Here is a 24,982-nt window from a genome sequence, read left to right as displayed (position 1 = left end):
CCTCACCCGACCGCGCCGTCCAGTATGTCTTGGCCGTTCACACTCACCCCCTCCAACATGAACGTAAGGCTTTACGCCTTGTTCAGACTTATGTCAGCGCCTTCCCTCTAATCACCGCATGTACTGGCCGCCCTGTCGTGGCGCCAATCTAGGGAAAGGGGTCGCAATGACTATCCATACTTTGTTCAGATCGAGCGGATTGGCAGCGCTTGCGGCCGCACTTACCTTAACCGCCATGCCTGCCCAGGCGGAGGCAGCCACCGCTGCCGCATCGGCATCGGCCGAGATGCGCCCCGACCGGGTCGACCGGCGCGGCGGCGATCGTGGCAAGCGGGGCGAGGCGCGCAGCCAGCGCGGGTCGGAACGCAGCCAGCGTACGCAGGAACAGCGCACCGAACGCGCACAGCGCCCTACGCGAGTCGCACCGCCACAGGCCGCCCCGGTCCGCCAGCAGCGCAGCGAAAGATCGCAGCAGCAGGCGGAACGCGGTCAGACCCGTGGTCGCAACTATTCGGATCGCCTGCGTGAAAACAACGCGGCATACGCGGCCTCTTTGCGAGAGCGCGAGGCTCAGCAGCGCAGCCAGCGCGCCGACAATCGCGGCGACCGCCGGTCCGAATGGCGCAGCGGCGACCGCAACCGGAGCTATTCCGACCGCAACCGTAATTCGACCTACCGCGATGGCTATCGTGACGGACGGCACGCAGACGATCGCAGCGACCGTCGCGAAAACTGGCAGAACTATCGCGACGGGCGGCGTGACGGCTATCGCGATGGCCGCCGCGGCGAATATCGGAGCGGGGACTATCGCCGGGGCGATCACCAACGGTGGGACCGTCGCTGGCGCGACTCGAGCCGCTACGACTGGCAGCGCTATCGCTACTCGAACCGCAGCCTTTACCGGGTCGGGCGCTATTATTCGCCCTACCGCAGCCATCGCTACAGCCGCCTGAGCATCGGTTTCCACATCGGCAACCCGTTCTATTCGAACCGTTACTGGATCAACGACCCGTGGCAGTACCGCCTGCCCGAAGTGTACGGTCCGTATCGCTGGGTGCGCTATTACGACGATGTGCTGCTGGTCGATATGTACAGCGGCGAAGTGGTCGACGTGATCTACGACTTCTTCTGGTAAGCCGGATGATAATCGACGGACCGGCTTCGTGCCGGTCCGGCAGAGGAACCCCCGCCCGTGCAGCCGGCGGGGGTTTTTCGTTGTCTATACCCTGCCGAAGGGCAGCATCCGGAAAATGCCGCCGTTCTTGTCGAAGAACGTGTGCTTCAGCGCGCCGAGGATATGCAGGCCGATCAGCCAGATCATGATCGAACCGCCCGTGGCGTGAATCTCGTAAATCGTACTGGCGGTGTCACCGCTCCGACCGACGGGCAGCGCCGGCAGGCTGAACAGGCCGAAGACGTCGATCGGGCGGCCTGCGTAGCTCGAAGCGAGCCAGCCACCCAGCGGGAGGGCGATCAGCAGCACGTAGAAGATCACGTGAACGGCCCGCGCCAGCGTCTTCTCCCAAACTGCCATATCGCGCGGCAGCGGCGGCACCGGGTGGGTCAGGCGCCAGATGATGCGGCCGATCGTGAGGATCAGGATCGTGATGCCCAGCGCCTTGTGGTTGCCCATCAATGCAGCCCCGGCCTCCCCCCTTATCTCCTGCCCCGATTCTGCAAGCCGCCAGTTGACGATCACGGCGATGGCGATCAGCCAGTGAAAGATCATCGCACCGAGCGAGTATCGGCGAGACGGGGCGGCGGTGTTGGCGAGTGCGTTCATCTGCGTGGTGTAAGTCAATGCGGTCAGGGTGCAAGAGCCCTTGATAGCGCGCCTCTCCATCGCCACTGTCGGCTGCATGACGACGACGACGACACTCGATCAACGCCGCGCCCTGCTGGAAAAGGAGCGTCCCAGGCTGAGGGACATCGGCGAAACCGTGCGCAGGCGGCTGTCTGCACATCCTTCCGCGTATCAGCTGCCGAACGACGAGGCCGAGATTTGGGCCATCGGCGATTTCATGAGTGCCGAGGAATGCGCGCGCCTGCGCGAAATGATCGACGATTGCGCAAGGCCATCCGCGATCTACGACAGCAATTACACTGACGCCTTCCGCACATCGTATTCCGGCAATGTCGACCGGGAGGATCCGTTCGTGCGCCAGATCAAGCGTCGCACGGACGATTTGCTCGGCATCATGCCCGAGTACGGCGAGGCGATGCAGGGCCAGCGCTACCTGCCGGGCCAGCAATTCAAGCCGCATTGCGACTGGTTTCATCCGGAGGGCAATTACTTCGACATGGAGATGAGCCGCGGCGGCCAGCGCAGCTACACCGCGATGATCTTTCTCAACGATGTCGAAGCGGGCGGAACGACCGATTTCACCGAACTCGGCCTCTCGATCGAGCCGCGCGAGGGCGTTCTGCTGGCGTGGAACAACGCCACGCCCGACGGTGCGATGAATTTGCAGACCGCCCACGCCGGGATGCCGGTGGAAGCGGGTGTCAAATATGTCGTAACGCAGTGGTATCGCACCGGCGAGTGGAACTGACCCCGCCCGCCTGCGCCTTCACTTCCTCGCCAGCGCCTCGGCAATAAGCTTGCGGGTGTTGGCAATTCCGTAAAGCGCGATGAAGCTGCCCATGCGCGGTCCCTGATCGCTGCCGAGCAGCGTCTGGTAAAGCGCCTGGAACCAGTCACGTAGGTTTTCGAAGCCGAATTGCTCCGACTTGCCGACCTCGTAGACCACTGTCTGCAAATCCTCCGCCGAGGTGTCGTCCGCCATGATGTCGAGCGCGAGATCCAGCGCCTTGAGCGCCTCGGTCTCATTCGCGCCCGGTGCGCGCTTGACCAGCGTGGGCGCGACGAAATCGCGGTTGTAGGCAAGCGCGGTTCCGACCAGCACGTCCAGTTCCGGATGCTTCGCCGGATCGGGATCGTCGATGTAATTGCCGAGGTAGGACCACACCTGTTCGCGGTCGGCTTCTGCCCCAAGCACGGCGACGAGGTTGAGCAGAAGGCCGTAGGTCACCGGCAGGCTCTCCCCGGCTCCCGGTGCCTCGCTCCCCGCAAAGCCGCCATTGGCGCGCAGCAGGTGCCACGCCGGGTTGCCGAGCTGCTTGTCGAGCGGTTGCTCGTCCAGACGGTCGCGGAACTGCCAGTAATCGTCGACCGCGCGCGGGATAACGCCGACGTGCAGCTGCTTGGCCGACTTGGGATTGGGGAAGATATAGAAGCCGAGGCTCTCCTCGCTGCCGTATTCAAGCCATTCCTCGATGGACAGACCGTTGCCCTTGGACTTGGAGATCTTCTCGCCATTCTGATCGAGGAACATCTCGTAGATCAGCCCCTCCGGCTTGCGCCCGCCGAGCGCCTGAACGATCTTGCCCGACTGCACGCCGCTGTCGGTCAGATCCTTGCCATACATCTCGTAATCGACGCCCAGCGCATACCAGCGCATTGCCCAGTCGACCTTCCACTGCAGCTTGGACATTCCACCCAGCGCCGACTGTTCCACGATGGTGCCGTCTTCATCGGTGAACCGGATCAGACCCGCTTCCGCATCGACGACTTCGACCGGCACCTGGAGCACGTGGCCCGAAACCGGGCTGATCGGCAGTACGGGCGAATAGGTCTTGCGCCGTTCCTCGCGCAGGGTCGGCAGCATTATGTCGAGGATTTCGCCATTCCTGCGCAGCACCTGCCGCAGGGCATCGTCGAATGCGCCGCTGTTGTAACGCTCGCTCGCCGCGACGAACTCATAGTCGAAACCGAAACGGTCGAGGAAAGCGCGCAGCATCGCGTTGTTGTGCGCGGCGTAGCTTTCGTGCTCGTCACCGAACGGGCTCGGAATGCGCGACAGGGGCTTGTGCAGATTGGCCGCCAGCAGGTCCTTGTTGGCGACGTTGTCGGGCACCTTGCGCAGCCCGTCCATGTCGTCGCTGAAGGCGACAAGCCGCGTTCGGCCGTCTTCCGGTTTGGCACCGATAATCGCTTCGAAGGCGCGTCGGACCAGCGTGGTGCGCAGCACTTCCTGAAAGGTGCCGATGTGCGGCAGGCCGCTGGGGCCGTACCCGGTTTCGAACAAGACAGGCGAGCCATCCGGCTTGGTCCCGTCCGGATAGCGCTTGAGCAGCTTCTGGGCCTCCTGAAATGGCCAGGTCTTGTTGACGCGCGCGGCTTCGCTCAGTTCACTCATGCTCATGGGCGCAGCCTTTGCGGGAGGTGCCGCGCTGTTGCAAGTGCGAAGGCAGATGCAAGAAGGGCGGCCCGTCATGGACCGCCCTTCCTCCTGGAACCTCGTTAAGCCATTCAGGCCATCGCCGGAACGCGCGGGGTCTGGGTGACCTCACCGTCATTCCAGTGGCGAGTGTAGGCGCTGAGGTCGAACTGCGGGTCGCGGCTTTCGCGAGCGGGACTATCCATCCACTGCATGATGAGGCGGGCGCGGCGGGCGCGAGCCTTGTGCGACCGGAACGGGTTGGCTTCATCCGGTTGAGCCGCGATCATGCGATCGAGCAGCAACTGGCGCTCGGCCTGGAACTGGGGCATCTCGCGGGGAAGCCGAATGGCGCCGACAGCGGCTGGCGCAGCGGACGCATACCGGGTGGTCACCAGCGTGTCGCCTTCTCGGGCCAGTGGCGACGGCGGGACCGGCGAAGCAGCAACCTCGCCCGTCCGGGCAGCGAGAATATTGGGTCGCATATCATCGTCGGGAACGCGCGGGTTCTCTTCGATCATCGTCGCGACACCCGGCGCCGGAGAGGTTGCATCGAGAACGACCTCGCGCTGCGTCGAACGCCTTGTCATCACCGTCTCACGGCGACGGCGGGCGAACATCAATGCAGCAAAGACTGCCGCTGCGCTTCCGCCAAGCAACAGGGCCAGCAGCGTCAGGCTGTTTGCCGAAGGATCGCGAAGCTCGCCTGCGGGTGCGGAGGTGTCGGCACCAGCAGTTACGACTGGGGGAGCGATGGCACCGTCATCGAAAACGCGCTCGCCATCGGTGGCTTGTCGGGTTTCGACGCCTGTATCTGTCGGTAGCGGCGAAGCGTTGCTCGGAGGGGATACCGCCGCAACCGGAGCGGCAGTGGTGGTGCGGACAGGCGTTTGGCTACGCTCCGCAGGTGGGTTCGTCACTGGCGCTGTGTTGCTGCTTTCTGCGACTTGCGCAGGTGTGGCGGTCACCCTCGGCGTAGCAGTTTGCGTTGTTGGCTGGACCGATGATGCAGCCGGAATAGTCGTTTCCACATCGGGAATAACGATCGTGGGCGCAGTGGACGGTTGCGCCGTCGGAGCGACAGGCGAACTCATCACAGGCGTGCCGGTTTGCATCTCCTGTGCAGCCGCCGCAATCGGCGCCGTGGTGGTACCAAGCGCCAGCATCGCGGCAATCGCGACGGGGGCACAACGAGCGTTGAGATGGGGTTTCGTCATAGCCACAAAGAAACGGACGATTTTCTCAGTCGGTTCCGTTTATCGACCGTTCAGATAACAGGAAACACCGTGTTTTCAGAGATATAGAAGGTCACAGCAGCGATGAGCGGCAGGCGGTTTGCGCCCAACCGAAAGGCCGGATGGGCTACTCTAGGGTATTGCTAACGCTTGCGAGGATCGCTGATTCGGGGCGCTGTCAGCGAATATCCTGTGGCTGGCGACTGCGGCCGACGGATCGGAATGGACACGTTGTTTCCTGCTGCCTGCGCTGGCGGCTGGCCGACAGGCTTTCGGGCCGGAACCGAGACGAAATTGCCTTGCGTCGCTGGTTTGGGTTGCGGGTTTTGCTGCGATGGCGGCGGCACGACGGGGCGCTGAACGGGCCTGCCCGAGGGAACCGATACAAAGCCATTGGCATTCACGGGACCGGCTGCGCGCGGCGGCGTGGGCGGTGTGCCCGACCCAGCTCCGAGCCTTGCGGGTGGGCTGGGTTGCACACGCGGCTGCTGCGGTTGCGCGACCGGTTGGCTTTGGGGGGCGCCGACTACGCCAGTGGCTGCTCGTCCTGCGAGAAACCGCCGCGAGGCGAGAAAAGCACCGCCGACAACGACCAGTAGAACCAGCACGACAGGCCAGAACGGACTGGAATCGTCCGCGCGTTCCACCGCTCCGGCGGTGACCGAAGCACCTGCCGCAGGCGTCTTGCCGGAGACGGCAGGTAGGCTTCCCGCTGCTTCCGAGGCGCTTTCCCGCTCGGCAGGAACACTGTCCGCAGGCGGAGGAGCCGCTTCGGTCGGCGCAGTGCGTGCCTCGCTCGATGCGACAGGCGCCCTGACAGTCTCGGCCGGAGCACTCTGCGCGGGACTTCTTTGCGCGGGAGCACGCTGGACGGGCTGCGGCTGCGGTTCGGCCGGCTGTTCTTCACGCGCATCGTTACCCAGACCCCGCACCGTAAACGGGCCACCGGGAGCCGATGTGTCGGGCAAGCGAAACTCGGGCGGCAACTGCGTCGAGCCGGGACGGACCGTTGGTGAGGTCGCGCCTTCCGGCGGCGGGTCCTCGACCCGCTGGACTTCGCCTTGCTGCGCATGGGCAGGCGCAATCGCGCCCATACCGGCCACGGCCAGGCAGCCACAAACGGCCAACCGCATGATCCTCCCTGCGCGCATCAACTCCCCTCGCCCGATACCACCTGTCACCACGCTGAATAACGCATATCGGCGGCGCAAATCATAGCCGGAACGATGGTCTGGAACGACAAATCGGAACCGTGGGCCTCGCCTCAGGTTAGTTCAGAAAGGACCACAGGGGAAATTTCTTTGAATTACATCGCTACGTTGCAGCAGCAGGTCGAAAGCATGATCGTGGGCGCTGTTGCCATTCTGCCCAACCTCGCCATCGCTTTCGTCATACTGATCCTGACATGGTTCATCGCCAAGTCCGCCGTACGGATCGCCGCCATGCTGACCGGCAAGTCGAACATCCGCGAGGACCTGCGCCAGCTGATCGCGACCGTCATCCGGCTCGCCATCTGGTTGCTCGGCATCATGCTGGCGCTGATCGTCGCCATTCCCGGCTTCACCCCCGCGGGGCTGATTGCCGGTCTCGGGATCGGTGCCCTGGCCATCGGCTTCGCCTTTCAGGACATCTTCGAGAATTTCCTCGCCGGCGTGCTCATCATGTTGCGCGAGAAAATGCGAATCGGCGATCTGATCGAAGTCGAGAGCGTCCTCGGCAAGGTTGAACTGATCACCCTTCGCGAAACGCATATCCGCCAGCTTTCCAACGAGTTGACCATCATGCCCAACTCCATGCTGTTCAAAAACGCCGTGAAAATCCTGACGGACGACACCGTGCGCCGGAACGAGGTCGTGGTGGGCGTGTCCTACGATACCGATCTGGAGCAGGCGCAGAAGGTCATTTACGACGCGATGGCGACGGTCGACGCGGTTGTCGAAGATCGTCCGGTCATCGTTTATGCGCAGGAGTTCAATTCCAGCTCGGTCGACTTCCTCGTGCAGTGGTACGCACAATCAGCCGCGCGCGATCTTCGCCAGACCAAGAGCGAGGCGATCAAGGCAATCAAGAAGGCGCTCGACCAGGCAGGGATCGAGATCCCGTTCCCCTATGTCACGCATACCTTCAAGGAAACGGTGCCACTGCCCGGAAGCGATGCTGCAAAGTAAACCACGCCCGCTCGCGCTGGCTCCGGGCTTCCTAATCTGACTGACGGCCACGCCGGGACCTTTCTGCTGCGTTTTGTGGCTAGTCCCGGCGGGCGATGTTTACATTTCGTTCCGGCCTTCGCATAGCGGCGACGTGCCGGAAGCCCTCCCCCTCCCTGCGCTGCACGCCAGCCATGCGGGCACGTGGTTGCGTAGCCGCGATGGGGAGACGCGCGGACTTGGCAAGGGCGAGGCCATCATGGCCGCGTCCGACACGCCGGTGCTGCTTTGCAACGCGCCGCTCGTGGCGACGAGACTGGGATACCCCGACCTCTCCGGCCTGGATTTGCTGGAGCTGTTCGCCTTCGTACGCCCTGCCCGGTTCTGCGTGCCGACGCCCAAGGGGCTGGCCCATGCGCTCGACCTGCCTGCCCCGGATGATGGCGCAGACGTTCCCGCCTTCCTCCAACGCGCCGCTGGCGAACTGATCGCGATTTGCGAGAGCGCCGACTGGGCCGAACGCGAGGGTGCATGGTCGATCCTGCAATCGCTTGCCCGCCTGCGGTGGCCCTGGGCGCAAGTCCTGACGCCGCATGTCGCGCGACCGGAGAAAGCGGAGAAATGGCTGTTCTCCCGCTTGCCGGAGTGGGAGGAGGCGCCCGAACGTCCACAACCTGCGCAGGTCATGCTCGACGAAAGCGACGTCGATGCGCGCCTTGCGCGACTAACCGGCGCCGGTGCGGAGCGGCGCGAGGGTCAGCGCGACTATGCACGCGCCACCGCCAGCGCCTTTGCCCCCCGCAAGTCGGACCGCCTGCCGCACATGTTGCTGGCGCAGGCCGGCACCGGGGTCGGCAAGACCTTGGGTTACCTGACCCCCGCCTCGCTCTGGGCGGAGCAGTCGCAGGGCACCGTGTGGGTCTCCACCTTCACCAAGAACCTGCAGCGCCAGCTGCGCGCCGAGGCGCGGCGGGCTTGGCCCGAAACCCGCACGGACGGTTCCCCGCCCGTGGTGGTGCGCAAAGGCCGGGAGAACTACCTGTGCCTGCTCAACCTCGAAGATGCGTTGCAGGGCGGCTTCGGCGGGCGCGCAGCCATCCTCGCGCAGCTGGTAGCGCGCTGGGCCGCCTACACGCGCGACGGCGACATGATCGGCGGCGACCTGCCCGGCTGGCTCGGCACGTTGTTTCGCCGGCGTGGCATCGCCTCGCTGACCGACCAGCGCGGCGAATGTGTCTATGCGGGTTGTCCGCACTACCGCAAATGCTTCATCGAACGCTCCGCCCGCGCAAGCGCGCAGGCGGACCTGGTTATCGCCAACCATGCGCTGGTCATGGTCAATGCCGCGCGCGGCCGCGATCACGCGCTGCGACCGACGCGGATCGTCTTCGACGAAGGTCATCACGTCTTCCAGGCGGCGGATTCGATCTTCGCGGCGTCCCTGACCGGGCAGGAGGCGATCGAACTGAAGCGCTGGGTGCTCGGGCCGGAGCGCGGATCGAAGGGCCGCCGCCGTGGCCTTGCAGCGCGGTTGGCGGACGTTTCGAGCTATGACGAAGCCGGCGGTGAGGCCATCGCGGCTGCCTGCGATGCAGCAGAGGCGCTGCCTTCCGACGGATGGATAGGCCGGCTTCAGGAAAACGCGCCATCCGGTCCGATCGAGGCGCTGCTCGGCGCGGTCCGCAGCCTCACCTACGCCCGCGACGAGAGCGGCGGGCAGGAAGCGGGCTACGGCATCGAGACGGAAGCGGCGCAGCTGGAAGGCAACTTCGTCGAACTGGCCCAAGCTGCGGCAGAGGCGCTCGCACGGATGCGCCAGCCGCTGGTGAAGCTCGGCGTGCGGCTGGAAGCACTGGTCGAGGATGCACCCGACTGGCTCGATGCGCAGGGCCGTGCGCGTATCGACGGAGCGCGCCACGCTCTCGCATGGCGGATCGACCTGATCGCGGCCTGGGAAGCACTACTAAACCGTCTGGGTGGCCCGGCGGACCCGGATTTCGTCGACTGGCTGGCAGTCGACCGCTCCGACTCGCGCGAGTTCGACATCGGGATTCACCGCCGCTGGCTCGATCCGATGAAGCCGTTTGCAAAGGTCGTGCTGGAACAGGCACACGGCGTCGTGATGACCAGCGCGACCCTGTGCGATCGCGACGCGGAGGGGGCGGACTGGCAGTCCGCCGTCGCGCATTCCGGCGCGCCGCACATCGATCTTTCCCCGAAGCTGATCGCCGCCGAAAGCCCGTTCGATTATGCGAACCAGGCCGAAGTGCTGATCGTCACGGACGTCCGCCGCGGCGACATACCGGCGCTTGCCGGTGCCTACGCCCGCCTGATCGAGGCGAGTGGCGGCGGCGTGCTCGGCCTGTTCACCGCGATCCGCCGCCTGCGCGCGGTGCATGGCCGCATTGCCGATCGTTTGGCGCGCGAAGGTCTGCCGCTCTACGCGCAGCACGTCGACCCGATCGACACCGGCACGCTGGTCGACATCTTCCGCGACGATCCGCTGGCGTCGTTGCTCGGCACCGATGCCCTGCGAGACGGGGTCGACGTGCCCGGAGAATCGCTGCGCTGCGTCGTGATGGAGCAGGTTCCATGGCCGCGCCCCGACATTCTCCACCGCGCGCGCCGGCTGGCTGGCGGTGGCAGCATCCACGATGACCGGATCATCCGCGCGCGGTTGGCACAGGCCTTCGGTCGCCTGATCCGCACGCGCGGCGACCGCGGCCATTTCGTCATGCTGAGCTCTGCATTCCCCAGCCGCTTCCATAGCGCGTTTCCCGAAGGAACGCCTGTCATGCGCATGACACTCGATGAGGCTTTACAACGCGTGCGCGAGCGTGTTTCGCCGCAATCAGACACCGCACCAAGCGATGCAACGAAGGAGAGCCTGTGAAGCGCCTCGGCCTGTTCCGTCATGCCAAGTCCGAGTGGGACGACATGAACCTGCGTGATTTCGACCGCGGACTGAACGAACGCGGGCGTCGTGGGGCGGCGTTGATGGGCAGGCACATGCGCGAATACGGCGCAAAGTGGGACCTTGTGATCGCCAGCGCGGCCGAACGTGTGCGCCAGACCATCGCTGCCGCCGATTTATCGTGGCCGGTCGAATTCACCGAGCGCGCCTATCTTGCGGACACCTCGACCCTGTTCGACCTGCTGCGCGAACGCGGCGCCGACAACGACGCCGTATTGCTGGCGGGCCACAATCCAGGCCTGCATGACATGGTCTTCGAAATCGCCAGCGACAGTCGTCCGCCCGATCTGCTGGAGGAAGCAGGCCTGAAGCTTCCGACCGCAAGCTTCCTCGTATTCGAGCTTGCGATCGACGACTGGAATGACATCGACCGCGGCTGCGGCACCTTGGTGCACTTCGCACGTCCGCGCGACCTCGACTCCGAACTCGGGCCTGAGCACTAGGCCCCGAACACTAGGAGCCGAACCTAGCCCTCTAGCGCGGCGGCAAGCCGTGTGCGGATGGCGCGAAGCTGAGGCAGAATATCGGCATTTGTCGGAGCACGCTGCTCCGGCGGTTCTGGTTCCGGTGTCGGTTGGGATACCGACGCATCGCCATCTCCCGCCTGCCCCTTCGCAATCGCAGCCTTTGCGCCCTTCAGCGTGTAGCCTTCGCGATTCACGAGTCGATCGATGGTCTGCACCATCGCGACATCTTCGCTGCGGTAAAGCCGCCGCCCGCCGCTACGCTTCAGCGGCGTAAGCATCGGGAACTGCTGTTCCCAATAACGCAGGACGTGCTGCTTGATACCGAGCGCTTTCGAGACTTCCCCGATGGTGCGCATGGCGCCATCGTCCTTGCCATCGTCGAACAGCGGTCCGGCGCCGCCCATCAATCGGCCTGCACGATCTTGTCTTTGAGCTTCTGGCTGGCGCGGAAAGTGACCACGCGGCGCGGGGTAATCGGCACTTCAACCCCGGTCTTGGGATTGCGGCCCACCCGTTCGCGCTTGTCGCGCAGGATGAAACTGCCGAACCCGGAGATCTTCACGTTCTCGCCCTTGTCCAGCGCGCCGCACATCTTGGCGAGAATGCTTTCGACCATATCGAGCGATTCTGAGCGCGAAAAGCCAAGCTTCCGATTGAGCGCTTCTGCCAGATCGGCACGCGTCAGTGTTCCAATCGAACGCATCATGATGGGTGTGTCTCCTCCCAGCGCGACCCAGGGAACTTACAACGTTATAAGTAATAGCGAAAAAGCAGCAACGGCAAAAGGTTGAACCGCTTGCCTGTGCAGAAATCAGGTTCGCAGCAGGCTGGCGCCCCACGTGAAGCCGCCGCCCATCGCTTCCAGCATCACGAGTTGTCCCGGCTTGATACGCCCGTCGCGCCATGCCTGGTCGAACGCCAGCGGCACCGAAGCAGCCGAAGTGTTGGCGTGCTGATCCACGGTCACGACGATCCGCTCCATCGGCAAGTCGAGCTTTTTCGCCGTGGCCTCGAGGATGCGGCGGTTGGCCTGATGCGGAACGACCCAGTCGATCGCGCTCGCCTCCATTCCCGCCTGCTCGAGCACTTCGCCAAGGACGTCGGAAAGGTTGCGAACCGCGTGGCGGAAGACTTCGCGACCGCTCATGCGAAGGTGGCCGACGGTCTGCGTGGTCGAAGGGCCGCCGTCGACAAACAGCAAGTCGCAGTGATTTCCGTCTGCATGAAGGCGGCTGGCGAGAATGCCCTCGCCCGTCGCGTCATCCGTTTCGCGCGCTTCGAGCACGAAGGCGCCGGCTCCGTCGCCGAACAAGACGCAGGTGGCGCGGTCCTCCCAATCGAGGATGCGGCTGAAGGTCTCTGCCCCGATCACGAGCGCGCGGGTTGCCTTGCCGGTCCGCAGCAGCGAATCGGCAACGTCCAGCGCGTAGAGGAAGCCGGAGCATACCGCCTGCACGTCGAACGCGATCCCGCCGTTGCAGCCAAGCTCCGCCTGAACCTTCGTGGCCGTGGCCGGAAAGGTCTGATTGGGCGTCGCCGTCGCGAGGACGATGAGATCGATCGACGAGGCTGCGATTCCGGCAGCCTCGATAGCTGCGCGGGCAGCGTCGGTCGCGAGCGAACCCGTCGTTTCATCCGGACCGGCGATATAGCGCTGCCGAATACCGGTACGCTCGACGATCCAGTCGTCGCTGGTGTCCACCTGCTCCGCCAGTTCGGCGTTGGTGACAACACGCTTGGGCAGCGCAGAGCCGCTGCCGAGCAGGACGGAACGGATCATGCGCTTTCCCGCGCCGTCGTGCTGTCGTTGCCGGCGGCAGCGCTGCCGCCGCCGAGGCTCTTGTGCAGTTCGGAAAGATCCGCGCTGATCCGCTGTGTCAGGTCATCCTCCAGCAGGCGGGCTGCGACATGGACGGCGTTGGCGACACCGGCTGCGCTGGCGCTGCCATGGCTCTTCACCACCACGCCGTTCAGGCCGAGAAAGACCGCGCCATTGTGATTGTTGGGGTCGAGATGGTGCTTGAGCAATTCGGTCGCCGGTCGCGAGACCAGGAAGCCGATCTTGGAGCGTAGCGAACTCGTAAAGGCTTCCCGCAACAGGTCCGTGACGAAGCGCGCCGCGCCCTCAATCGCCTTGAGCGCGATGTTTCCGGAGAAGCCATCTGTCACGACGACGTCGACTTCGCCGCGATTGATCTTGTCGGCCTCGACATAGCCTTCGAAGCTGAGGGCAAGGCCAGTGGCGTCCTTCAACCGACCCGCCGCTTCCTGAAGTCGCTCGGTGCCCTTGGTTTCCTCGGTGCCGATGTTGAGCAAACGCACGCGGGGCGTAGCGACGCCCAGAGCGATCCGCGAATAGGCCGCGCCCATCACCGCGAACTGCACCAGGTTGCGCGCGTCGCATTCCGTGTTGGCGCCGAGGTCGAGCATGACGACGTCATTGTCGCCCAGCGTCGGCATCAATGCAGCGAGCGCAGGTCGGTCGATCCCCGGCATGGTCCGCAGGGCAAGCTTGCTCATCGCCATCAGCGCGCCGGTGTTGCCGCCGCTCACCGCAGCGCCCGCGTGCCCGGCTTTGACGGCGTTGATCGCCATGCCCATCGAGGTTGTCTTGGAACGACGAAGCGCCGCCGTGGGCTTTTCGTCACCCGCGACGACGTCTTCCGCATGGAGGATCTCCGACGCGTCGCGCATTCCGGGATGCTCGGCCAGCGCCGCTTCGATCCGCGTCTGGTCACCGACCAGCAGGAACTTGAAGCCCTCGTGCCGACGGCGGGCGAGAGCTGCGCCCTCGACCATTACGCGCACGCCTTCATCGCCGCCCATCGCATCGACAGCGATACGCGGCAGGCTCATGCGCGACTCCTTCCGGCAGTTAGTTTGATCAGAAGCCCTTGGGCTCGATGATCATGCGGCCGTTATAGTGGCCGCACGCCGTGCACATGTTGTGCGGGCGCTTCAGCTCGCCGCAGTTGGAGCATTCGTGGAATGCTTCGGGCTTGAGCGAATCATGCGCCCGGCGGTTGCCCCGACGGTGGGGCGAAACTTTTCTCTTGGGGACAGCCATTGCGGCACCTGTTCTACAATAAAAACTGCTTGCTAGCCGCCTTAGGCGAAGCGCCGACATCGCACAACCCGCCGGGGCGGTGCGTCGATGCTGGTCTCCGGCTTGCGGCGAAGGCGCGGCCTATAGCGGGTTTTCGCGCGCGTGCAAGGCTTGAGCGGCGATGATGTCAGGCCAGCACGTGATCGCTGACGAAGGCATTGGTCTGCCGTTCGCGCCCGAAAGTGCTGGTCGGGCCGTGGCCGGGGATGAACGTCACGTCGTTGCCAAGGGGCCAGAGTTTCTTCGTGATCGCGTCGATCAGGTCTTGGTGATTGCCCATCGGAAAGTCGGTTCGCCCGATGCTGCCTTGGAACAGGACGTCGCCGACGACGGCGAAATTGCTGGGCCGGTGGAAGAAGACGACATGACCGGGGGTATGGCCGGGGCAATGAATGACCTCTAGCTCAAGTTCGCCCACGGTGACGGTATCTCCGTCGTCCAGCCAGCGGTCGGGTTCGAACACCTGTCCGTTGACGCCGTATTTCGCACCATCTTCATTGAGGCGGCTGATCCAGAAGCGGTCGGCTTCATGCGGCCCTTCGATCGGCACGCCGAGTTCCTTCGCAAGGATGCCCGCCTCTCCGCAGTGGTCGATGTGGCCGTGGGTGATGAGGATCTTCTCCAGCGTCACGCCGGTCTTGGTCAGCGCATCCCTGACCCGTGGCAAATCGCCGCCGGGATCGGTCAGCGCGCCCCTCATCGTCCTGGTGCACCAGATTAGCGAGCAGTTCTGCTGCAGGGGCGTGACGGGAATGATCGCCGCGCGCATGGGCGGCTGGGAAGTAGCTTCGGTCATGGGCGCGAACATGGCCGCGCGTATGGGCGAGAACAAGGGCTAGATGCGCCCACCCTTCCACACGACCCGGCCGATGACATCCACTTGCGACCGGTCGAGTTCGATCGGGGCGTATGCATCGTTCGCACTGATCAGCGCGATCCTGCCGTTCCCCAGCGGTTGCACCTGCTTGACATGCAGGACGTCGTCGACCCGCACGACGTGGACCCCCTCACTGGACCGGCGATTGCGGTCAACCAGTATCTCGTCACCGGAACGCAGGATCGGCTCCATGCTGTCACCCTCGACGCGGATCGCGGACAGATCGGCCCCATCCAGCCCCATTTCGCGTATCCATCTGGAAGAGAATCGAATCGCATCGTAGGAAATTTCCTGCGCTCCGAAAGCGCCGGGACCGGCCGACGCGTCGATTGCCAGGCGGGGAACCATAAGCCAATTTTCCCGCTCAAGTTCCTGCATCGCGGCGCGACGCTGCGTCGGCGCATCGAAACGTGTATCCTCGAACCGCCGCGTCTCGATAACCCGCGGAGAAACTCCCAAAAATTCTGCAATTTTTCGAAGGTCCGGCTCATCCAGATGACGTGGACTGCCGCGCACCATGTACTGCTGCATATAGGCCGGATTGCGCCCGATAAGGCGCGACAGGGCAGCCATGCTCGCACCTGCACCCCGTGCAACCTGCTGCAATCGCCCACGCGCCGCGCGCTCGTCTTCAGAAAGACCTTCCATGAAATTTCCTATAGCATAGGATTTTTCCTAGACAAGTAGGATTTCGATTGGAACAAAACGGGAACAGCGATTCGGGCCGATGGCCGCACCGACCAAGCAACAGGACACCCCATGCTTATCCGAAAGATCGAAACCTTCCTCCGCCGACACGATATGCCCGCGACGAAATTCGGCCGCCTCGCCGCGCATGATCCGCGCTTCGTGCTCGACCTGCGCATGGGTCGCGAGCCGCGGGAGCATACCCGGCGCCGGATCGAGGCCTTCATGACCGGATTCGAAGCGGAGGACCTCCATGTCCGTTGAAAACCCCATTCGCCCCCCCGTGTCGGTCCCGCGCGTGCGCCGTCAACGTCGGACCGTCGGCGATCGCGTGCGGCTCGCGCTGGCAGAATTCGCCGGCCCGAAAGCGCGGTTTGAAAATCATACGGAGAGCAACTGGGCCAGCATTACCTTCGCCGGGACGCGACATCGGGTCACGCTTTCCTTCGCAGGTTCGGAAGCCATCGCGGCCGGAGAGGCAATGATCGATGCTCTGCCAGATCACGAATTCGCGATCCCCGGTCAGCTAGTCGCGGAAGCCGAAGTCATCGAGGTCGACCACCGCATTGCGCCCGAACCCTTCATGCGGGTGACTTGCGAGCTTCTCCTGCTCGAGGACGCCTGACGACTAGTAGCCGCGCTCGGGGTAGAAGCGCGGTTCCACCGCCTCGCCCGCGTTCCAGCGGTGGAGGTTCTCGATGAAGCGGTCGGCCGCGCGCTGAAACATCCGGCTCTGCGCGCGGCCCGACAGATGCATCGTGATTTGAGCGTTTTCGAAGCCCCACAGGGGGTGGTCGGCAGGCAGAGGTTCCGGCGTGGTCACGTCCAGCATCGCCGCGCCGATCGTTTCATGGGTGAGCGCTTCGACAAGAGCCGGTTGGTCGATCACCGTCCCGCGCGCGATGTTCACCAGCACGGCGCTGTCCTTCATCGCCGCAAGTTCGGATGCGCCGATCATGGCGTCGGTTTCGTCCGTGGCAGGAACGGCGAGGATCACCCAGTCGAATTCGCCGAGCCGCCCGCGCCATTCGTCCGGGCCGAGCACGCCCTCGCCCTTGGCAGAACGGCGCACCACCGTCACATCGACGTCGAAGGCCGCCAATCGGGTCTGCACCAGCTGCCCGATCGCACCGTAGCCGAGCAACAGCGCGCTGGATCCGGCCAGCTCCATCTTGCCCGGCGAATCGCGCAGCCACTCCTTGCGTTCCTGCGCGCGCACGACGTCGCGATAGCCCTTGGTGTGGACCAGCATCAGCATGACGACATATTCGGCGATGGTGATTGCGTTGATCCCCGCGCCGTTGGTCACCACCACGTCGCGCTCTGTCAGCACATCCATCGGCAGGAAATCGAGACCGGCGTATATCGAGTTGAGCCACTTCAACTGCGTCGCCGCGCGGACCGCCTGCGCCATCGGCTCTTTCTCATTGAAGTCGAACCAGCCTATCTCCGCTTTTGGCGCCAGCGCCAGCGCCTCGTCGACGCTGGAGAACCATAGCGGATCGACCCAGTCGGGCAGCCGCGCCTCGACCAGCGGGCGGACCATGGCGGACAGAGCGGCGGTGGTGGTCTTTTCGGTCATAGCTTCCATTCCCAGCCGAGTGGATCGCCGTCCATCACTTCGACGCCCCTTGCGGTAAGCTCTTCGCGGAGGGCGTCAGAGCGGGCGAAGTCCTTGTCCGCGCGGGCGGCCTTTCGTTGGGTGAGAGCAGCCTCGATTTCAGGCTCGGTAATCTGGGCTTCCGCAGGACGGATGCGAAGATCGGCGCGGGTCAGGTCGAGCAGGTTCAAGCCGAGAACGGCATCCATTTCCGCGATCAGCGCGCGTTTCGCTCCAGCATCGATCTTCTTCACCGCCAGCGCTTCTTCAAAGGCCGTCAAAGCGACGGAAGTGTTGAGGTCGTCGGACATGGCGGCGGCAAATTTTTCCCGCAGCGGCGCGAGCTTGGGGTGAAGGGGCTGGTGAGCCCCGCCTTCGCTCGGGCTGGAAGCAGGCAGGCGCTCTGCGGCCATTACCATGCGCTTCAGCCGCGTGAGCGCTGCGCCCAGCCCGTCCCAGCTGAACTCCAGCTCGCTGCGATAATGTGCCTGCAGGCACATCATGCGGTAGGCGAGCGGGTGGTAACCCTTGTCGATCAACAGTTGCAGCCGCAGGAATTCGCCCGAGGACTTGCTCATCTTGCCAGATCGCTCGACCAGAAAGTTGTTGTGCATCCAGATCTTCGCGCCGGAATGGGTCGCATCGTTGAGCGATCCGCAGCCGCAATACGCCTGGTTCTGGGCAATTTCGTTCGGGTGATGGATTTCGCGGTGGTCTATCCCGCCGGTGTGGATGTCGAAAGGGAAGCCGAGCAGTGCCTCCCCCATGACCGAGCATTCGAGATGCCATCCGGGCGCGCCTCTGCCCCAGGGACTGTCCCATTCCATCTGCCGCGTCTCGCCCGCCGGAGTCTTGCGCCAGATGGCGAAATCGGCGGCGTTGCGTTTGCCTTCGACGGCGTCGATCCGGCCCTCCCCCTCGTCGGTCACCGCGCGGGCGAGGCGGCCATAATCGGCGACGGTCGCGACATCGAAATAGAGGCCTGATTCCAGTTCATAGCAATGCTTCGGCGCGATCTTCTCGGCCCAGGCGATCATCGCTTCGACATATTCGGTGGCGCGCGGGTGCTGCTTGGGCTGAACGTTCAGCCGCGCCAAATCCCGCTCGAAATCTTCCTGATAGAAGCGCGCGATGTCCCAGGCCGACTTGCCCTCCTTCGCCGCCATCCGCTCCATCTTGTCCTCGCCCGCATCCGCGTCGGAGGTAAGGTGGCCGACATCGGTGATATTGATGACGTGGGTGAGCTTGTAGCCCTTCCATTGCAGCGTGCGGCCGAGCGTGTCGGCGAAGACATAGGCGCGCATATTGCCGATGTGCTGGTAATTGTAGACGGTCGGCCCGCAGGAATAGACCCGCGCCTCGCCCGGATGAACGGGCTTAAAATCTTCTGTCTGGCGGGTGAGCGAATTGAACAGCTTGAGCGGCGTGTCGGTCATGGCGCGTAGCCCTTGCCGCAATCGGCCATCGAATCAATCGAAACCGAGAAAGCGGACGTGCTCCTCCAGCGGGACACGGCTGCGCTCAAAATCGTTCACCGGGTCGCTTTCATCGCGGTAGCCGATGGCCAAACCGCAGAAAAACCGGTGCGTTTCCTGGCTGACCCCGATGTGCTCCATGATCGGATCGGCGAAATAGGCCATGTATTCCTGCGGGCAGCTATCCAGCCCTGCCTCGCGCAGCAGCAGCATGATCGTCTGCAGCCACATGCCGGTGTCGGACCACTGCGCCTCTTTCATGAAGCGCGGGAAATAGCACAGCAGCAGCGCCGGTGCGCCGAAGCTCTCGCGGTTGGCGGTGATGATGGAGGCCCGGCCTGCCTTGTCTTCGCGCGTGATGCCCAGCGCTTCGAACATCGCCATCGACACATCGACCAGCCGTGACTTGTATTCGGGACGCTTGCCCGGCTCATCCCAGTCGTAATCCGGCTGCTTCATCTCGGCAGTGGCGAGTTTCTCGCGCAAGGCGGCCAACGGCTCGCCGGTCAAGATGGTCGCCTCCCACGGCTGGTAGTTACATCCCGAAGGCGTCCAGCGCGCCGTGTCGAGGACCTTGCGGATGGTGTCGAATTCGACCGGACGGTCACTGAACGCCCGCACGGACCGGCGGGAGGTGACGGCTTCGGTGACGTTCACGTTCGACCCTCCACCTCGAACAAATCCGCGAGCTGCTCGATAATCGTGCCACCCAGCTGCTCGACGTCCATGATCGTGACCGAGCGCTTGTAATAGCGTGTCACGTCGTGGCCGATGCCGATGGCGGCCAGTTGCACGGGCGAGCGGGTTTCAATCCAGTCGATCACCTTGCGAAGATGCGTTTCGAGATAGCCTGCGCTGTTGACGCTCAGCGTGCTGTCGTCGACCGGCGCGCCGTCGGAGATGACCATCAGTATGCGGCGATCCTCGCTGCGCGCGAGCAGGCGGTCGTGCGCCCAGAGCAGCGCTTCGCCGTCGATATTTTCCTTCAGCAGCCCTTCGCGCATCATCAGGCCGAGGTTTTTCTTCGCCCGCCGCCAAGGCTCGTCCGCCTTCTTGTAGACGATGTGGCGCAGATCGTTGAGGCGTCCCGGCTGCGCAGGCTTGTTGCGTTGCAGCCATGCCTCGCGGCTCTGCCCGCCCTTCCAGGCGCGCGTAGTGAAGCCCAGCACCTCCGTCTTCACCCCGCACCGCTCCAGCGTGCGCGCGAGAATATCCGCGCTGATCGCGGCGATGGAAATGGGGCGCCCCCGCATGGAGCCGGAATTGTCGATCAGCAGGGTAACGATCGTGTCCTTGAACTCGATGTCCTGCTCGACCTTGTAGCTGAGCGAGTGGCCGGGGCTGATCACGACACGCGCCAGCCGCGCGGCGTCGAGCAAGCCTTCTTCCTGATCGAAGTCCCAGCTGCGGTTCTGCTGCGCCATCAGCTTGCGCTGCAGCCGGTTGGCCAAGCGCGTGACCACGCCTTGCAAGCCGGTCAGCTGGCTGTCGAGATAGGCGCGCAGGCGACCGAGCTCTTCCTCGTCGCACAGTTCCGTCGCTTCGACGACCTCGTCAAACTCTGTCGTGAAGACGGTGTAGTCGAAGCTCTCTGGCAGGTCCGTCCATGGGCGATTGGGGCGCACCGGCTGCATGCCCTCCTCACCCTCGTCGCCCGCCTCGGCGTCGGAGAGGTCTTCGTCGGAAGGTTGCTGTTCGGTCTCGCCCTCCGCATCGCCTTCGACCGATTCGCCTGCGACGTCGGTCTGCTGATCGTCGCCGCCGTCCTGATCCTCCTCGTCGCCCTCGTCCTCTTCCTGCTCGCCTTCGCTGTCGTCATCATTGTCGTCGCCGTCACCACCGTCGTCGGCGGGTTCGTCGGTGAGTTCGAGATGCCGCAGCATATCGAGCGACAGGTTCTGGAACGCGCGCTGGTCGTCGAGCGAATCCGCTAGCCGCTCGAAATCGTCGCCGACGCGCGATTCGACGAATTCACGGACCATATCCACGCCCGCGCGGGCACGTTCCGGTATCGGCTGCCCGGTCAGCGATTCGCGCAGCATCAACGACAGGGCAGTGGCGAGCGGTACGTCTTCCATCGCCTGCGCGCGCGCGATCGGATTGCTCGCGACGCTGACCTCCAGCGAAGCGGCAAGATTGCGCTTTATCCCGCTGAAAGAATTGGCTCCGACGGCCTCGTATCGGACCTGTTCGACCGCGTCATAGGCTGCGCGGGCAAGCGGCTCCGAGGGCCGCGAGGCGGAATGGACCGCTTCGTTGTGGTGCTTCATCCGCAACGAGAAGCTGTCGGCGAAGCCGCGCGCCTCAGCCGCCTGCGCTGCCGGCAGCGAGCGCCCCGGCATCGGCACGCGCATGGCCTTGCCGGCTTGGCTCGGCGCATCCTGGCTCCAGCCGAGTTCCAGTTCGGCCTCCTCCGCCACGGCGCGGCTGGCGCCGGTCAGCGCGGATTTGAACCGGTCGAGAAGCGTTTCTTCGGCCAAGGGTCAGACGATCGACTGCCCCGTCTTCGCCCAGTCGGCGAGGAAGCCTTCGATCCCCTTGTCTGTCAGTACGTGATTGAACAGCGACTTGATGACCTTGGGCGGCGCCGTCATCACGTCGGCCCCGATCTTCGCGCTTTCCAGCACGTGCGTGACGTGGCGAACGCTGGCGACGAGGATTTCGGTTTCGTAGAGATAGTTATCGTAAATCAGCCGGATATCACTGATAAGTTCCATCCCGTCGAAACCGTTGTCGTCGTGCCGACCGACGAAGGGCGAGACGAAAGTCGCGCCCGCCTTCGCTGCCAGAAGCGCCTGATTGGCGGAGAAGCAGAGCGTCACATTGACCATCGTGCCGTCGCTGGTCAGCGCCTTGCAGGTCTTCAGCCCGTCGATGGTCAGCGGCACCTTGATGCATACATTGTCGGCGAGCTTCCGAAGAACCTCGGCCTCTTTCATCATCGTCTCGTGATCGAGTGCGACGACTTCGGCGCTCACCGGCCCGTCGACCAGCGCGCAGATTTCCCTGGTCACTTCCATGAAGTCCCGCCCCGATTTGGCGATCAGGCTGGGATTGGTCGTGACGCCATCGAGCAGGCCGGTGGCGGCCAGATCCTTGATCTCGTCGATTTCGGCGGTGTCCGCGAAGAATTTCATGTGCGTGCCGTCTCCGGTAGGGTTGCGATTCCCCACCGCCTTAGCGGCGCACCGCCGCCATCGCTAGGCTTGTGGGCAAAGGCTTGCCCGGCTCACAGCGCGCCCGCCGCTCCGAACACGCCGATGAGCAGCGGATCGCGGGTTTCGCGGGGATTGGCGCGAATGGCGGCTTCCTCGATACCCATCTCGCGCCAGATCGCATTGTCGATATTGGCAGAGAAGTTCCGCGAAACGCCGGCAAGATCGATCCCGACGAGGCCGGAGATAAGCTGCCCGACCAGCGGGTCCTGCGCCAGTCGCATGGCCTGGCCGATTTCCGGCACCATCGCGGAAATCAGCGTCTCGCCCATGTTGCCGCGAAGGAATTCGGTTGCAGCGGTGGGACCGCCGCGCACAAGTGCGACGGCATTTGCGAACCCGATGGTGCGAACCGTGTCCGCGACGATCGGCGCGGCGCGGTAAGCGCCTTCCTCCGCGATGTCGACGAAGGCATCCTCAAGCCGCGACTTGAACAGCGCGGAGGTGAGGATGTTGGAAAGCACGTTGCCGCGCGTTCCCAGCAGGCTGGAGAGGCCGATATTGGCAACCGCGTCGTCCCAGTAACCACCGTCGCTAGTCAGCCGGGCAAAGGCACGCTCGCTCGAAAGCAGCAGCATCCTGCGGATCGCATCGGTAAAGCTGAAACCGCCCAGGCCGCTGGTGCAGCCAGGCAGGACCAGCAGGCCACCAAGCGCACCGGCACCGGCCATGAAGGCACGGCGAGATGTCGGCCGTTCGACTTGCGAGGAAATATCGTGCGAAAGCGTCGCGGGCGCAAAGTTGTCGGTCATGCCCAGTCTCCTGTTCTTGCCCTGAAGGCGTGTTCGCCCCACTATAGGAACCGCCTGATGAACCGCGCACGACTTCTCGTATTCAATGCCGCACTCGGCCCGCTCGACTACCGCATTCCTGACGGGATGACGGTCGGTCCGGGCCATGTCGTGGTCGCTCCGCTCGGGCCCCGCCAGATCGTGGGGATTGTCTGGGAGAAAGAGCGCCTGCCGACCGATCCGGTTCCCGACAGCAAGCTTCGCCCGTTGGCAGAAGTGTTGCCGGTGCCGCCCCTGCGCGCGGAACTGCGGCGGCTGATCGAATGGACGGCGGACTATTACTGCGCGCCGCTTTCCGCTGTCGCGCGCATGGTTCTGGCAAGCGGCGGCGCGATGCGCGGCCCGGCCACGATGACCGAATACCGGCTGACCGGCGGAATGCCTGAGCGCATGACCCCGCAGCGTCTGCTCGCGATGGAAGCGCTGGAAGGCGAACAGGCGACCATTCGTGAGCTGGCCGGGCTGGCCGGCGTCTCGGAAGGCGTTTTGCGCGGGCTGGTCAATCAGGGGGTGCTGGAACCGGTCGAGGTCGATTGCGACCGCCCCTATCCCCGCGCCAATGCCGGCCACGCCGCCGTCGAACTGAACCCGCATCAGCAAGAGGTCGCCGAACGGCTGGTCGAGGCCGTGGAGGCCCGCGAATTCCAGCCATTCCTGCTCGACGGCGTGACCGGCTCGGGCAAGACGGAGGTCTATTTCGAAGCCATCGCCGCTGCGCTGGAGGCAGACCGGCAGGTGCTGGTCCTGCTGCCCGAAATCGCACTGACCGAGGCGTTCCTGCGCCGCTTTGCCGACCGCTTCGGCGCGCCGCCGGTCACTTGGCACAGTTCGCTCAAGTCGACCGAGCGTCGACGGGCGTGGCGCGCCATTGCGAGCGGCGAGGCGCAGGTGGTCGTCGGTGCCCGCTCGGCGCTGTTCCTGCCCTACGCCAACCTCGGCCTTGTCGTGGTGGACGAAGCGCACGAGGTGAGCTTCAAGCAGGACGACGGTGTGCGATACAACGCCCGCGACGTGGCGGTAATGCGCGCGCATTTCGAGCGTTTTCCCATCGTCCTCGCCAGCGCCACGCCCGCGCTTGAAAGCCTGCAAATGGCGGCCAGCGGCATCTACGAGCGGCTCGAGTTGCCCAGCCGCTTCGGTGGGGCGCAGATGCCGGATATCCAGATCGTCGACCTTCGCACGGAAGCTCCGGCGCGCCAGCACTGGCTCTCCCCGCCACTTCTCGCTGCGATCGAGGAGCGGATCGACCGTGGCGAACAGTCGCTGCTGTTCCTGAACCGTCGCGGCTACGCCCCGCTGACCCTGTGCCGCAATTGCGGCTTCCGGTTCCAGTGCCCCAATTGCAGCGCATGGCTGGTCGAGCACCGTTTCTCCCGCCGCCTTGCCTGCCATCATTGCGGGCACGAAACGCCCACGCCCGAAGCCTGCCCCGAGTGCGGCGAGCCGGATTGCCTCGTCGCCTGCGGGCCGGGTGTGGAGCGGATTGCGGATGAAGTCGCGGAGCTTTTCCCGGACGCCCGGCTCGCCATCGCCACGTCCGATACGCTCGGCACGCCGGAGCGCGCGGCCGAATTCGTGGCGCAGGCGGAAGCAGGCGCCGTGGACGTGATCGTCGGCACGCAGCTCGTCACCAAGGGGTTCCATTTTCCGGAACTCACGCTGGTCGGCGTCGTCGATGCCGACCTCGGCCTCGAAGGCGGAGATCTGCGCGCTGCGGAGCGCACCTACCAGCAGATCGCCCAGGTGGCAGGCCGCGCGGGCCGCGGAGCCAAGCCGGGGGAAGTCCTCATCCAGACCCGTCACCCCGATGCGCCAGTCATCGCCGCGCTCGCGGCTGGCGACCGCGACGCATTCTACGATGCCGAGACGGACGCCCGCCGCTTTGCCGGTGCGCCGCCCTTCGGGCGCTGGGCGGCGATCATCGTGTCCAGCGAGGAAGATGACGAGGCGCGCGACGCAGCGCGGCAACTGGGCGCAACGCGGCCGGACTTGGAGGACATGGCCGTCTACGGTCCGGCCCCTGCCCCGCTTTCGCTGCTCCGCGGCCGGTATCGCTACCGCCTGCTCGTCAATGCGAAGCGCAGTGCGGGCCTGCAGGACGCGATCCGCCAATGGGTCTACGCCCACCGCTTCCCCGCCGGGGTGCGCGTGGCAATCGATATCGACCCCTACAGCTTCGTTTAAGCCT

Annotated in this window: 24 protein-coding genes; 8 read left to right on the top strand and 16 right to left on the bottom strand. The window is 64.6% G+C overall.

The features are described 5' to 3' along the window. Nucleotides 1–235 precede the first annotated feature (235 nt). The gene (locus ACXYN8_RS05240) at nt 236–1,135 is read left to right on the top strand and encodes an RcnB family protein (RefSeq protein ID WP_458888260.1); all 900 of its coding nucleotides are present in this window, start codon (nt 236–238) and stop codon (nt 1,133–1,135) included. Nucleotides 1,136–1,219: 84 nt separating this feature from the next. Here the strand turns inward: ACXYN8_RS05240 and ACXYN8_RS05235 are convergent, their stop codons facing one another. Continuing rightward, nucleotides 1,220–1,783 carry a cytochrome b gene (locus tag ACXYN8_RS05235; RefSeq protein ID WP_458888259.1) on the bottom strand — a complete coding sequence of 188 codons (564 nt, stop codon included), beginning with the start codon at nt 1,781–1,783 and terminating at the stop codon, nt 1,220–1,222. 76 nt (nt 1,784–1,859) lie between these two features. Between ACXYN8_RS05235 and ACXYN8_RS05230 the strand changes: the two genes are divergently transcribed. Further along, on the top strand, nt 1,860–2,552 hold the full coding sequence (locus tag ACXYN8_RS05230; RefSeq protein ID WP_458888257.1) for a prolyl hydroxylase family protein: 693 nt from the start codon (nt 1,860–1,862) through the stop codon (nt 2,550–2,552). 18 nt (nt 2,553–2,570) lie between these two features. Here the strand turns inward: ACXYN8_RS05230 and ACXYN8_RS05225 are convergent, their stop codons facing one another. Both ACXYN8_RS05225 and ACXYN8_RS05220 read right to left on the bottom strand, forming a co-directional pair. Continuing rightward, a complete protein-coding gene (locus ACXYN8_RS05225) occupies nt 2,571–4,205 on the bottom strand; it encodes a lysine--tRNA ligase (RefSeq protein ID WP_458888256.1) in 1,635 nt (544 codons plus the stop codon). Nucleotides 4,206–4,312: 107 nt separating this feature from the next. Continuing rightward, the gene (locus tag ACXYN8_RS05220) at nt 4,313–5,140 is read right to left on the bottom strand and encodes a hypothetical protein (RefSeq protein ID WP_458888255.1); all 828 of its coding nucleotides are present in this window, start codon (nt 5,138–5,140) and stop codon (nt 4,313–4,315) included. Between the two features lie 1,616 nt (nt 5,141–6,756). On the opposite strand from ACXYN8_RS05220, the gene ACXYN8_RS05215 reads away from it, so the two are divergent. The 3 genes from ACXYN8_RS05215 to ACXYN8_RS05205 all read left to right on the top strand — a co-directional run bounded on the left by ACXYN8_RS05215 (nt 6,757) and on the right by ACXYN8_RS05205 (nt 11,019). Continuing rightward, a complete protein-coding gene (locus tag ACXYN8_RS05215; RefSeq protein ID WP_458888254.1) occupies nt 6,757–7,623 on the top strand; it encodes a mechanosensitive ion channel family protein in 867 nt (288 codons plus the stop codon). A 133-nt stretch (nt 7,624–7,756) separates the two neighbouring features. Further along, nucleotides 7,757–10,495 (top strand): ATP-dependent DNA helicase, encoded by a 2,739-nt coding sequence (locus ACXYN8_RS05210; protein ID WP_458888253.1) that lies wholly within the window; start codon nt 7,757–7,759, stop codon nt 10,493–10,495. Next, a complete protein-coding gene (locus ACXYN8_RS05205; protein WP_458888252.1) occupies nt 10,492–11,019 on the top strand; it encodes a SixA phosphatase family protein in 528 nt (175 codons plus the stop codon). Before ACXYN8_RS05210 ends, ACXYN8_RS05205 begins: the two co-directional genes overlap by 4 nt. A gap of 23 nt (nt 11,020–11,042) precedes the next feature. Here ACXYN8_RS05205 and ACXYN8_RS05200 read toward each other — a convergent pair whose 3' ends face one another. The 7 genes from ACXYN8_RS05200 to ACXYN8_RS05170 all read right to left on the bottom strand — a co-directional run bounded on the left by ACXYN8_RS05200 (nt 11,043) and on the right by ACXYN8_RS05170 (nt 15,599). Beyond that, on the bottom strand, nt 11,043–11,447 hold the full coding sequence (locus ACXYN8_RS05200; protein ID WP_458888251.1) for a MerR family transcriptional regulator: 405 nt from the start codon (nt 11,445–11,447) through the stop codon (nt 11,043–11,045). Beyond that, on the bottom strand, nt 11,447–11,749 hold the full coding sequence (locus ACXYN8_RS05195; protein ID WP_458888250.1) for an integration host factor subunit alpha: 303 nt from the start codon (nt 11,747–11,749) through the stop codon (nt 11,447–11,449). Before ACXYN8_RS05195 ends, ACXYN8_RS05200 begins: the two co-directional genes overlap by 1 nt. Nucleotides 11,750–11,854: 105 nt before the next feature. Continuing rightward, nucleotides 11,855–12,823 (bottom strand): beta-ketoacyl-ACP synthase III, encoded by a 969-nt coding sequence (locus ACXYN8_RS05190; protein ID WP_458888249.1) that lies wholly within the window; start codon nt 12,821–12,823, stop codon nt 11,855–11,857. After that, a complete protein-coding gene (gene plsX, locus ACXYN8_RS05185; protein ID WP_458888248.1) occupies nt 12,820–13,899 on the bottom strand; it encodes a phosphate acyltransferase PlsX in 1,080 nt (359 codons plus the stop codon). Before plsX ends, ACXYN8_RS05190 begins: the two co-directional genes overlap by 4 nt. A 28-nt stretch (nt 13,900–13,927) precedes the next feature. Continuing rightward, nucleotides 13,928–14,110 carry a 50S ribosomal protein L32 gene (gene rpmF, locus ACXYN8_RS05180; RefSeq protein WP_458888247.1) on the bottom strand — a complete coding sequence of 61 codons (183 nt, stop codon included), beginning with the start codon at nt 14,108–14,110 and terminating at the stop codon, nt 13,928–13,930. 166 nt (nt 14,111–14,276) lie between these two features. Next, nucleotides 14,277–14,945 (bottom strand): MBL fold metallo-hydrolase, encoded by a 669-nt coding sequence (locus ACXYN8_RS05175; RefSeq protein ID WP_458888246.1) that lies wholly within the window; start codon nt 14,943–14,945, stop codon nt 14,277–14,279. A gap of 39 nt (nt 14,946–14,984) precedes the next feature. Beyond that, nucleotides 14,985–15,599 carry a LexA family transcriptional regulator gene (locus tag ACXYN8_RS05170; RefSeq protein ID WP_458888245.1) on the bottom strand — a complete coding sequence of 205 codons (615 nt, stop codon included), beginning with the start codon at nt 15,597–15,599 and terminating at the stop codon, nt 14,985–14,987. Between the two features lie 186 nt (nt 15,600–15,785). Between ACXYN8_RS05170 and ACXYN8_RS05165 the strand changes: the two genes are divergently transcribed. Further along, complete coding sequence (locus tag ACXYN8_RS05165; RefSeq protein WP_458888244.1) at nt 15,786–15,977, top strand: hypothetical protein; 192 nt, start codon at nt 15,786–15,788, stop codon at nt 15,975–15,977. After that, on the top strand, nt 15,967–16,338 hold the full coding sequence (locus ACXYN8_RS05160) for a hypothetical protein (RefSeq protein ID WP_458888243.1): 372 nt from the start codon (nt 15,967–15,969) through the stop codon (nt 16,336–16,338). Before ACXYN8_RS05165 ends, ACXYN8_RS05160 begins: the two co-directional genes overlap by 11 nt. A gap of 3 nt (nt 16,339–16,341) precedes the next feature. Here the strand turns inward: ACXYN8_RS05160 and ACXYN8_RS05155 are convergent, their stop codons facing one another. The 6 genes from ACXYN8_RS05155 to ACXYN8_RS05130 all read right to left on the bottom strand — a co-directional run bounded on the left by ACXYN8_RS05155 (nt 16,342) and on the right by ACXYN8_RS05130 (nt 22,755). Continuing rightward, the gene (locus ACXYN8_RS05155) at nt 16,342–17,295 is read right to left on the bottom strand and encodes a D-2-hydroxyacid dehydrogenase (RefSeq protein ID WP_458888242.1); all 954 of its coding nucleotides are present in this window, start codon (nt 17,293–17,295) and stop codon (nt 16,342–16,344) included. Further along, a complete protein-coding gene (cysS, locus tag ACXYN8_RS05150) occupies nt 17,292–18,749 on the bottom strand; it encodes a cysteine--tRNA ligase (protein WP_458888241.1) in 1,458 nt (485 codons plus the stop codon). The genes ACXYN8_RS05155 and cysS overlap by 4 nt, the downstream gene beginning before the upstream one ends. Before the next feature lie 33 nt (nt 18,750–18,782). Then, nucleotides 18,783–19,445: a nitroreductase gene (locus tag ACXYN8_RS05145; protein WP_458888240.1), complete on the bottom strand. Its 663-nt coding sequence runs from the start codon at nt 19,443–19,445 to the stop codon at nt 18,783–18,785. Then, the gene (cobT, locus tag ACXYN8_RS05140) at nt 19,442–21,268 is read right to left on the bottom strand and encodes a cobaltochelatase subunit CobT (RefSeq protein ID WP_458888239.1); all 1,827 of its coding nucleotides are present in this window, start codon (nt 21,266–21,268) and stop codon (nt 19,442–19,444) included. Before cobT ends, ACXYN8_RS05145 begins: the two co-directional genes overlap by 4 nt. 3 nt (nt 21,269–21,271) lie before the next feature. Continuing rightward, complete coding sequence (gene fsa, locus ACXYN8_RS05135) at nt 21,272–21,925, bottom strand: fructose-6-phosphate aldolase (RefSeq protein WP_458888238.1); 654 nt, start codon at nt 21,923–21,925, stop codon at nt 21,272–21,274. A gap of 92 nt (nt 21,926–22,017) precedes the next feature. Next, a complete protein-coding gene (locus ACXYN8_RS05130; RefSeq protein WP_458888237.1) occupies nt 22,018–22,755 on the bottom strand; it encodes a DUF4197 domain-containing protein in 738 nt (245 codons plus the stop codon). A gap of 57 nt (nt 22,756–22,812) precedes the next feature. Between ACXYN8_RS05130 and ACXYN8_RS05125 the strand changes: the two genes are divergently transcribed. Next, nucleotides 22,813–24,978, top strand: coding sequence for a primosomal protein N' (locus tag ACXYN8_RS05125; RefSeq protein ID WP_458888236.1), 2,166 nt, complete (start codon nt 22,813–22,815; stop codon nt 24,976–24,978). Nucleotides 24,979–24,982 lie beyond the last annotated feature (4 nt).

The sequence above is a fragment of the Altererythrobacter sp. CAU 1778 genome (genome assembly GCF_054482795.1).
Note: the sequence above shows the minus strand (reverse complement) of the source record. Positions and strands in the feature narration are given on the sequence as shown.

Coding starts and splice junctions, on each gene's coding strand:
- ACXYN8_RS05200 (WP_458888251.1), bottom strand. CDS start 11,447: ATGGGCGGCGCCGGACCGCTGTTCGACGATGGCAAGGACGATGGCGCC.
- ACXYN8_RS05190 (WP_458888249.1), bottom strand. CDS start 12,823: ATGATCCGTTCCGTCCTGCTCGGCAGCGGCTCTGCGCTGCCCAAGCGT.
- ACXYN8_RS05130 (WP_458888237.1), bottom strand. CDS start 22,755: ATGACCGACAACTTTGCGCCCGCGACGCTTTCGCACGATATTTCCTCG.
- ACXYN8_RS05160 (WP_458888243.1), top strand. CDS start 15,967: ATGTCCGTTGAAAACCCCATTCGCCCCCCCGTGTCGGTCCCGCGCGTG.
- ACXYN8_RS05170 (WP_458888245.1), bottom strand. CDS start 15,599: ATGGCTGCCCTGTCGCGCCTTATCGGGCGCAATCCGGCCTATATGCAG.
- ACXYN8_RS05225 (WP_458888256.1), bottom strand. CDS start 4,205: ATGAGCATGAGTGAACTGAGCGAAGCCGCGCGCGTCAACAAGACCTGG.
- ACXYN8_RS05230 (WP_458888257.1), top strand. CDS start 1,860: ATGACGACGACGACGACACTCGATCAACGCCGCGCCCTGCTGGAAAAG.
- ACXYN8_RS05165 (WP_458888244.1), top strand. CDS start 15,786: ATGCTTATCCGAAAGATCGAAACCTTCCTCCGCCGACACGATATGCCC.
- rpmF (WP_458888247.1), bottom strand. CDS start 14,110: ATGGCTGTCCCCAAGAGAAAAGTTTCGCCCCACCGTCGGGGCAACCGC.
- ACXYN8_RS05235 (WP_458888259.1), bottom strand. CDS start 1,783: ATGAACGCACTCGCCAACACCGCCGCCCCGTCTCGCCGATACTCGCTC.
- plsX (WP_458888248.1), bottom strand. CDS start 13,899: ATGAGCCTGCCGCGTATCGCTGTCGATGCGATGGGCGGCGATGAAGGC.
- ACXYN8_RS05125 (WP_458888236.1), top strand. CDS start 22,813: ATGAACCGCGCACGACTTCTCGTATTCAATGCCGCACTCGGCCCGCTC.
- ACXYN8_RS05240 (WP_458888260.1), top strand. CDS start 236: ATGCCTGCCCAGGCGGAGGCAGCCACCGCTGCCGCATCGGCATCGGCC.
- ACXYN8_RS05155 (WP_458888242.1), bottom strand. CDS start 17,295: ATGACCGAAAAGACCACCACCGCCGCTCTGTCCGCCATGGTCCGCCCG.
- ACXYN8_RS05195 (WP_458888250.1), bottom strand. CDS start 11,749: ATGATGCGTTCGATTGGAACACTGACGCGTGCCGATCTGGCAGAAGCG.
- cysS (WP_458888241.1), bottom strand. CDS start 18,749: ATGACCGACACGCCGCTCAAGCTGTTCAATTCGCTCACCCGCCAGACA.
- fsa (WP_458888238.1), bottom strand. CDS start 21,925: ATGAAATTCTTCGCGGACACCGCCGAAATCGACGAGATCAAGGATCTG.
- ACXYN8_RS05175 (WP_458888246.1), bottom strand. CDS start 14,945: ATGACCGAAGCTACTTCCCAGCCGCCCATGCGCGCGGCGATCATTCCC.